Source organism: Nonomuraea sp. NPDC001684 (assembly GCF_053596515.1).
The window spans coordinates 1-6790 of the sequence record NZ_JBSFGJ010000477.1 but is presented as its reverse complement, the minus strand read 5'-3'; the positions used below and the strand labels follow the sequence as shown (position 1 = coordinate 6790).

Annotated in this window: 8 protein-coding genes and 1 pseudogene; 5 read left to right on the top strand and 4 right to left on the bottom strand. The window is 74.3% G+C overall.

What is annotated here, in order from left to right:
* The 3 genes and pseudogenes from ACWCSD_RS44390 to ACWCSD_RS44380 all read left to right on the top strand — a co-directional run.
* A pseudogene (locus tag ACWCSD_RS44390) lies at nucleotides 1-233 on the top strand (peroxidase family protein); the annotation flags it as partial.
* Entirely contained in the window at nucleotides 230-2374 is a 2145-nt protein-coding gene (locus tag ACWCSD_RS44385; protein ID WP_449924345.1) for a hypothetical protein, read from the top strand. The pseudogene ACWCSD_RS44390 and the gene ACWCSD_RS44385, both read left to right, overlap by 4 nt.
* Nucleotides 2375-2384: 10 nt before the next feature.
* Nucleotides 2385-2672, top strand: a complete 288-nt coding sequence (locus tag ACWCSD_RS44380; RefSeq protein ID WP_397166513.1) for a hypothetical protein — start codon at nucleotides 2385-2387, stop codon at nucleotides 2670-2672.
* A 10-nt stretch (nucleotides 2673-2682) separates the two neighbouring features.
* Here the strand turns inward: ACWCSD_RS44380 and ACWCSD_RS44375 are convergent, their stop codons facing one another.
* The 3 genes from ACWCSD_RS44375 to ACWCSD_RS44365 form a co-directional block, all read right to left on the bottom strand.
* Complete coding sequence (locus ACWCSD_RS44375) at nucleotides 2683-2865, bottom strand: hypothetical protein (protein WP_387665508.1); 183 nt, start codon at nucleotides 2863-2865, stop codon at nucleotides 2683-2685.
* A 142-nt stretch (nucleotides 2866-3007) separates the two neighbouring features.
* Nucleotides 3008-3940, bottom strand: coding sequence for a M56 family metallopeptidase (locus ACWCSD_RS44370; RefSeq protein ID WP_449924341.1), 933 nt, complete (start codon nucleotides 3938-3940; stop codon nucleotides 3008-3010).
* Nucleotides 3937-4293 (bottom strand): BlaI/MecI/CopY family transcriptional regulator, encoded by a 357-nt coding sequence (locus ACWCSD_RS44365; protein WP_357994884.1) that lies wholly within the window; start codon nucleotides 4291-4293, stop codon nucleotides 3937-3939. The genes ACWCSD_RS44370 and ACWCSD_RS44365 overlap by 4 nt, the downstream gene beginning before the upstream one ends.
* A gap of 164 nt (nucleotides 4294-4457) precedes the next feature.
* Here ACWCSD_RS44365 and ACWCSD_RS44360 point away from each other — a divergent pair, with 164 nt between their 5' ends.
* Together ACWCSD_RS44360 and ACWCSD_RS44355 are read left to right on the top strand one after the other, a co-directional pair.
* On the top strand, nucleotides 4458-5150 hold the full coding sequence (locus ACWCSD_RS44360) for a DUF899 domain-containing protein (RefSeq protein WP_397166517.1): 693 nt from the start codon (nucleotides 4458-4460) through the stop codon (nucleotides 5148-5150).
* A gap of 29 nt (nucleotides 5151-5179) precedes the next feature.
* Nucleotides 5180-5896 carry a PIG-L deacetylase family protein gene (locus ACWCSD_RS44355; protein ID WP_449924336.1) on the top strand — a complete coding sequence of 239 codons (717 nt, stop codon included), beginning with the start codon at nucleotides 5180-5182 and terminating at the stop codon, nucleotides 5894-5896.
* A 97-nt stretch (nucleotides 5897-5993) separates the two neighbouring features.
* Here the strand turns inward: ACWCSD_RS44355 and ACWCSD_RS44350 are convergent, their stop codons facing one another.
* The gene (locus ACWCSD_RS44350; RefSeq protein WP_397166519.1) at nucleotides 5994-6668 is read right to left on the bottom strand and encodes a Crp/Fnr family transcriptional regulator; all 675 of its coding nucleotides are present in this window, start codon (nucleotides 6666-6668) and stop codon (nucleotides 5994-5996) included.
* Nucleotides 6669-6790: the final 122 nt, after the last annotated feature.

The following is a 6790-nucleotide window of genomic DNA, read 5'->3' as shown; positions in this document are numbered from 1 at the left end:
CCCCCGACGCGATCCTGCCGCCGCTGCTGACCAAGATCATCGCCATCGACGCCTTCTCCCAGGCGCTCACCAACCCGCTGCTGGCGCCGCGGATCTTCAACGCCGCCACGTTCTCCCCCCAGGGCCTGCGGGTCATCGCGGCCACGCGCACGCTGTCGGACGTGCTGCGCCGCAACACGCCCGAGGACCCGGCCCCCCGCTTCGTCAGCATGTCCCGGCGGGCCCGGCCGTGACCGGCGACGACGATCCGGCCGCCGGGCCCCTGCGCGCCCTGGCCCGGGAGCTGGCGGACGTCGCGGTCACCATCCACGGCGCGGCGTCGCACGCCACGGCCGCGCTGACCGACGACGCGCTGCTGCGCGCCGTGCCGCGCGCCCCGTCGGCGGCCCGGCCCGCCTATCGGGCGCTGCTGCGGGCCACGACGAACGGCCGCGGCCTCGGTTACTCGTTCGCCGGCGGCCGGCTGGCGACCGCGGCCGCCAAGGCCGGCGCCATGCTGGGGGCCGAGAGCCTGGCCGTACGGGTGTTGGCCACGTCGTTGCGGTTGCGCGTGGCGGCGGTGGCGGTCGCCCATCCCGAGCTGACCGAGGACCCCATGCTCGCCCGGCTCATCGAGGCGGCCGCCGCCGACCGCGACGTGGAGGCCGTCCGGGCCCTGCGCGCCCTGTTCAAGGACCGTGGCGCGGTGCGCGCGCTGAGCCAGCTCGCGCCGGTCTTCGGCGAGGTCCTGGCGCTGCGCGCGCTGCTGGACGAGAACCCGCTCAACGACGCCGCCGCCTGGCTCATCGCGACGGGACGCGGCTTCGCCACCGCCGATCCGCTCCTCGGGCTGAGCAACAGGGCGATCGCCGTCCTCGACGTCGGGGAGGGCGCCGCGCGCCGGGTCGAGCTGAGCGCGGCCGAGTCCGCCCGGCTGTGCGCGCGCGGGTCGCTGCTCGGCTTCCTGTCCAACATCAGCACGATCGGCACCACCGGGCGGGCCCTCCTCCAGAGCGTCGAGGGGCCGGACGGCGTGATCCGGCACGTCCTGCACGCGCCGGGCATGCGCCTCGGGCGTCCCGACGGCGAGTCGCCCCAGGACCTGCTCGGCGCGTTCAGCAGCGCCGTGCTGGCGGCCAGCCCCTACAGCCGCGCCCTGGCACAGGCCGTCGCCGACTACGGGCCGCCGCCGGGCGCCGAACTGGCGCTCGTCGGGCACAGCGCGGGCGGGGCGGCGATCATGAACCTGGCCCAGGACCCCGCCTTCTGCGCCCGGCACACGGTCACGCACGCCGTCGCCGTCGGCTCGCCCGTCGACTTCAAACGCCCCGCCGACCCGCGCACCTGGGTGGCCAGCGTCACCAACCAGCACGACATCATCCCCACCCTCGACGGGCAGGGCGCCGGCACCTGCTTCGACCTGCACCCCGACTGGTACGTGGTGGACTACAGCGATTCCACCCACATGTTCCCGCAGTGCCACAGCATCGAGCGCTACCTCGCCAACCTCACCGACGACCTGCCCGAGGCCCGCGACGTCATCGAGCAGCGGCTCGCCCCGTACCGGGGGCGGGTCGTGCGCTCCCAGGCGTACCTGCTGTTCGACCGTCCGCCCGCGCCGGAGCGGTCGCCCTTCCGGACCGTGCCGGTGGACGGGCCCGAGGGGGTCGTCGAGCTGCCGATCATTTGCCGCGACGGCGAGGCGCTCATGGCCTGCTTCGCCGTCAGCCCGGCGGCGGTGGCGGGGCTGCTGGAGGGCACGGGGCTCGGTCCCGTCGTACGGGTGGCGGGGCGGGCGCTGGTCGTCGTGCACGCCGCCCGCAACCGGCGCACCGGCGTGGGCGACTACGCGGAGCTGCAGGTCGGCGTCGTCGTGCCGGGGCCGTTCCGGTCGCCGGAGCCCGGCCCGCCGTGGCGGGGCCTCGGTCCTCCCGACCTGCTGCGGGCCGCGGACGTGCGCCGCTCCGGCGCCTTCCTCGTCGGCTCCGCGGTCGACAGCGCGGTCGTCCAGGCCCTGGGCGCGCGGCTGTGGGGCGGCGAGACGTACCTGACGGCTCTGGAGCTGCGGCTCGGCGCGCGGTCCGCGCACCTCGCCGCCGACCGGATCCTCACCCTGCGCGGGCGGCTCGGCCCCGGCCTGCCGCTGAACGATCCCGGCCTGGTCGGCTACGCCCGGGAGGCCGGCGCGGTGCTGCGGTCCCACGTACGCGCCCGCGGGCGGGCCCGGCTGCACGCGGCGCCGTCGCTGCGGCTGGCCGTCGAGCCGCGCTCGGCCCACCCGCTGGCCGGACGGCTGCGCGAGCTGGGCCTCGACGGCGCCCGCCCGCTGCTGTGCCTGTCGGCCACCACCCGCCGGACGCTCCGGGACGCCGCCGTCCCGGTGCCGACGGGCTGACGGAGGAGCCATGCCCGCCCGGATCGCCGCGATCGTCGCGCACGCCGAAGTCCTGCGCGCGGACGCCCGCGCCCTCGCCGCCTGCGCCGAGCGGCTGCGCGCCGTCGAGGCGGGGCTGAAGGCGGGCGACGGGACGCCTGCCTGGTTGCGCTCGGCGGTGACCGCCCATCTGGCGGCGTGCGTGACCGCCGCCGCCGATCTGGAGGCGTCCGCCCGCCACCTGCTCCGCTACGCGGCCGAGGCGGGCGGCGGGCACACCGGGCACGTGCGGCCCGGCGGCGACGAGCCCGGCCGGTAGCGGCGCGGGGTCAGCCGTCGGCCCGCGGCTCCGGCTGCTGTCCGGGGTCGGGCGTGGCCGCCGCCCGCTCGCGCGCGGCCCGGGCTTCGGCGGCCTTGGCCCGCCCTTCGGCGCGCACCAGGTGGACGACGCCGACGATGAAGGCTCCGCCGACCACGACGGGAGGCGCGAGAGCGGCCACGATCTCGTACACAGGGACACCTCTTTCCGGGCGGCCTGCCCAGGATACGCAGAACGTCTGGACCTGGCCGTCGAACTCGGCGGCGAAGGCGGCCTGGTCCGGCCCGGCAGGGGGCGCACCAGGACGACCGCGGCCGCGATCAGGATCAGGGCCGCTAGAGGGCGAAGCAGACCAGCGGCGCGGTCAGCACCGCCAGGGGCCCGCTCAGCTGCAGGACGGCCGCCGAGTAGGCCGCCGCCGACACCCAGCGGGGCCGGCCGCGACCGTCGAGCAGGCGCTCCAGCCGTTCCACCACACCGGCGTCGGCCAGGGCGAACGTGGCCGCCCCCGGCGAAGCGCCACCGGCCGCCATGCGTACCAGGGCCCGCGCCAGAGGCAGCTCTCCGTGCACGCGGCGGGCGTGGTCGTCGGCGATCATCTCCAGCAGCACGGCCACCGCCTCGCGGGCCGTGCGCGCGGCGGGCAGCCACGAGAACGCGTGCGACAACGCCACGAACGGCAGCAGGGCCAGGTGGTGACGGCCGCGCGCGTGCGCCCGCTCGTGCTCCAGGACGGCCCGCAGCTCGGCCGGCGCCAGCGCGTCGAGGGTGCCCTGGCTCAGCACGATGCGCCGGCGTCTGCCCGGCACGCAGTAGGCCACCTGCCCGGCCACCGGCAGCACGTAGGCGTCGTAGGCCGGATGGTGGTCGGCCACCACGTCGACCAGCAGGCGCTGCCGCCGCCGCTCGCGAAGGGTCTTGGCCGTGGCCCGCGCCGTGTGCCCGGCCAGCCAGCTCAGCAGGCCCGCCGACCAGGCCAGGGCCAGCAGGTGCAGCGGGCCGAGGCCGTCCAGCCCGTGGCCGCTGACGATCTGCCGCAGCAGCGTGTGCATGCCGTGCGGGAACACCGCCGCCAGTGGCGCGACCGCGGCCACCAGCCCGAGGCCGACCGCGCCCAGGCCCGCGCCGAGCCCGATGGCCTGCCAGAGCGCCAGCGCCGCCCGCGGGCAACGATATGACCAGCCCGCTCCGGCCAGCGCGCGGGCGACGCGGCCGCCCAGCGTCACCGGCAGCAGCGCCACCCCGGCGGCGACGAACCAGGCGATCACCGCGCCGGTCCGTCCTGCTCCTCCAGCGCCTCGCGCAGCGCCGCGGCCACCTCGGGCGTCACCGTGCCGACGAACCGCTGCACGGCCGCCACCACGTCGCCGGCCTCCGCCAGCGCCGCGCGCATGGCTTCGGCGACGAAGGCGTCCTTGCCCGCGGTGGCCTTGTAGAGGTGGGCCCGGCCGACGCGCTCGCGGGCGACCATCCCCTTGTTCGCCAGGCGCATCAGCACGGTCAGCACCGTCGTGACGGCGGGCTGGGAGGGCAGGCCGGCCGCGAGGTCGTGGGCGAACATGCCCTGAGGATGCCGCCACAGGGCTTCCATGATCGACCGTTCGAGATTGCCGAGTTGCATCCGCGCCTCCTGCCGGGTTCTACCCGAGGTAGAAGGCTACCGCCCGGACGTGCTCAGGAGTCCGTGCGGGCGAGCTCGGCGGGATGCGGGGCCGCCGATGAGTTTCGCGTCCGCGGCGGGTCTGTCCCTGTGCATCGCAGGCCGCGACCGAACAGTGAGGGACCATGAGCGCGAACGCACTACCGCCCGTCGTCGACGCCGAGACCTGGCGGCTCCGCCTCGACGAGCTGCGGGCCAGGGAGAAGGCCGCCACCCGTGAGCTCGACGCCATCGCCGCCCAGCGCCGTCGCCTGCCGATGGTGCGCATGCCCGACTACGTCCTGGAGGGCGAGGACGGGCCGGTCCGGCTGGCGGACGTCTTCGACGGCAGGCGGCAGCTGATCGTCTACAACCACATGTGGTTCCCCGGCAAGGAGTGGCAGTGCCCGGGATGCACGGGGTTCACCGCGCAGTTCACCCGCCTGGAGTTCCTGGACGACTACGACGCCCGGTTCGTCGTCGTCACCCAGGGCCCGATCGAGGAGGCACTGGCCTACCGGCGGCGGGTCGGCAACCGGATGACCTGGTACTCGACGGCCGGCAGCCCGTTCGGGGCCGACGTCGGCGCGCCGCCCGGAGCGGGCTTCGCCGTGAACGTGTTCCTGCGCGACGGCGACGCGGTGTACCGCACCTGGCACACCGACGGCCGGGGCACCGAGCAGCTCACGCACACCTTCGCGCTGATCGACCTGCTGCCGTACGGGCGGCAGGAGGAGTGGCAGGACTCCCCCGACGGCTGGCCGCGCTCACCGGCCTACAGCCGCTGGCCCTCCTCTCAGGACATCGCCCGCCGCTACGGGCCGGACGATCAGGTTTAGCGATCTTCCGTCATGTCAGGGGGAATGACATGACGGACGACTTACAGCCCATGCCCGATGACTGGACGAGAGCACTGGCCGTCGTGGCCCACCCCGACGACATGGAGTTCGGCAGCGCCGGCGCCGTGGCCGCCTGGACCGGGGCCGGCAAGCAGGTCGGCTACCTCCTGCTCACCCGCGGCGAGGCGGGCATCGACTCGATGCCGCCGGACCAGGCGCGCAAGGTGCGGGAGGAGGAGCAGCGGGCGAGCGCCGCCATCGTCGGCGTCTCGTCGGTCGAGTTCCTCGACCATCCCGACGGCGGGATCGAGCACTCCCCCCGGCTCCGGCACGATCTGGTGGCGGCGCTGCGCCGGCACCGGCCCGAGCTGGTGATCACCTTCAATCACCACGACTTCACCTTCACCGGGAAGTGGAACAGCCCCGACCACCGCGTCACCGGCCGGGCCGTGCTGGACGCGGTCCTCGACGCGGGCAACCGCTGGATCCTGCCCGACGCGGGGGCCGAGCCGTGGGGCGGCGTCAAGTACGTGGCGATCGCCGGTTCCGTGCGGCCGACGCACGCGGTGGACGTGACCGGGCACCTGGACGCGGCGCTGGCCTCGGTCGAGGCGCACGCGGCGTACCTGTCGGCGCTGGGGGTGCCGCCGGGCGGGGCCCGGGTGCCGCTGGAGGGGTTCGTGAACGCGGCGGGTCAGTGGTTCGGCGGCCGGCCGGCGGTGCCGTTCGAGCTGATCTCCTGCTGAACGCCGCCCGGCCCGGCCCGCCGCGCGCGGACCGGGCCGGGGGCGGCTCGCCGGCCGTCAGCCGACCTCGCCGGCCGTCGGTTGACCTCGCCGGCCGTCAGTTGACCTCGTCGACGTACTCGGCCAGGCGTTCCTCGTCCACGACCAGGTACGGGTCCGAGGTGGGCAGGACCAGGCCGGCGTCCTTGAATCGTTTGAGGAAGAATCCGACGCGCGACCGGGTGGTGCCGACCATGCCGGAGAGTTCTTCCTGGGTGATGCGTTCCTCGATGGCCCGCACATTCGGGGCACGGCGCTTACCGATCTTTCTGGATAAGCGCAGCAGAACGGAGGCCAGACGCTGCTCGCTGTCCATCGTGACCATTGTCGCGATCACTTCCTGCTGTTCCCGCAGGCGTAGCGCGAGATAGTCGATGAATCCGTCCATGAGTTCGTTCTCGGCCATGGCGGCGCGGAATCGGGCGGCCGGAATGCGGCGCACCCAGGTGGTCCGCATGGCGGTGGCCGTCTCGCTGCGTTCGGCCCCGAGCAGGGAGGACTCACCGAAGATGTCGCCGGCGGTGAAGATCGAGAGCAGGCATTCCTTGCCGCAGCGCGCGTACATCTGGGTCTTGACCTGACCGCTCTCGATCACGTAGATGTTGCTGTCGCGCTGGCCGCAGTTGTAGATGTTGGTGCGTCTCGGCACCCGGATCGAGCAGGCGCCCGACGTTTCCCGCGAGATGAAGGAGCGGAGCCCGGCTCTCAGTTGCGCAGCGTCCGATGACTTCATTTACCCCGCCCCTCGGAATTCATTTCATGTCGTCGTTGCCCCTACCCATCAATCGACTGATTAACAAGGCGCCCCACAATTCTCTGATATGTCCGGAGAATTACCTGGAAGCGGATTTCGGC

Bases quoted from the DNA above. Each gene is read 5' to 3' on its own strand.
- ACWCSD_RS44380 (WP_397166513.1), top strand. From the start codon at position 2,385: ATGCCCGCCCGGATCGCCGCGATCGTCGCGCACGCCGAAGTCCTGCGC.
- ACWCSD_RS44365 (WP_357994884.1), bottom strand. From the start codon at position 4,293: ATGCAACTCGGCAATCTCGAACGGTCGATCATGGAAGCCCTGTGGCGG.
- ACWCSD_RS44360 (WP_397166517.1), top strand. From the start codon at position 4,458: ATGAGCGCGAACGCACTACCGCCCGTCGTCGACGCCGAGACCTGGCGG.
- ACWCSD_RS44355 (WP_449924336.1), top strand. From the start codon at position 5,180: ATGACGGACGACTTACAGCCCATGCCCGATGACTGGACGAGAGCACTG.
- ACWCSD_RS44350 (WP_397166519.1), bottom strand. From the start codon at position 6,668: ATGAAGTCATCGGACGCTGCGCAACTGAGAGCCGGGCTCCGCTCCTTC.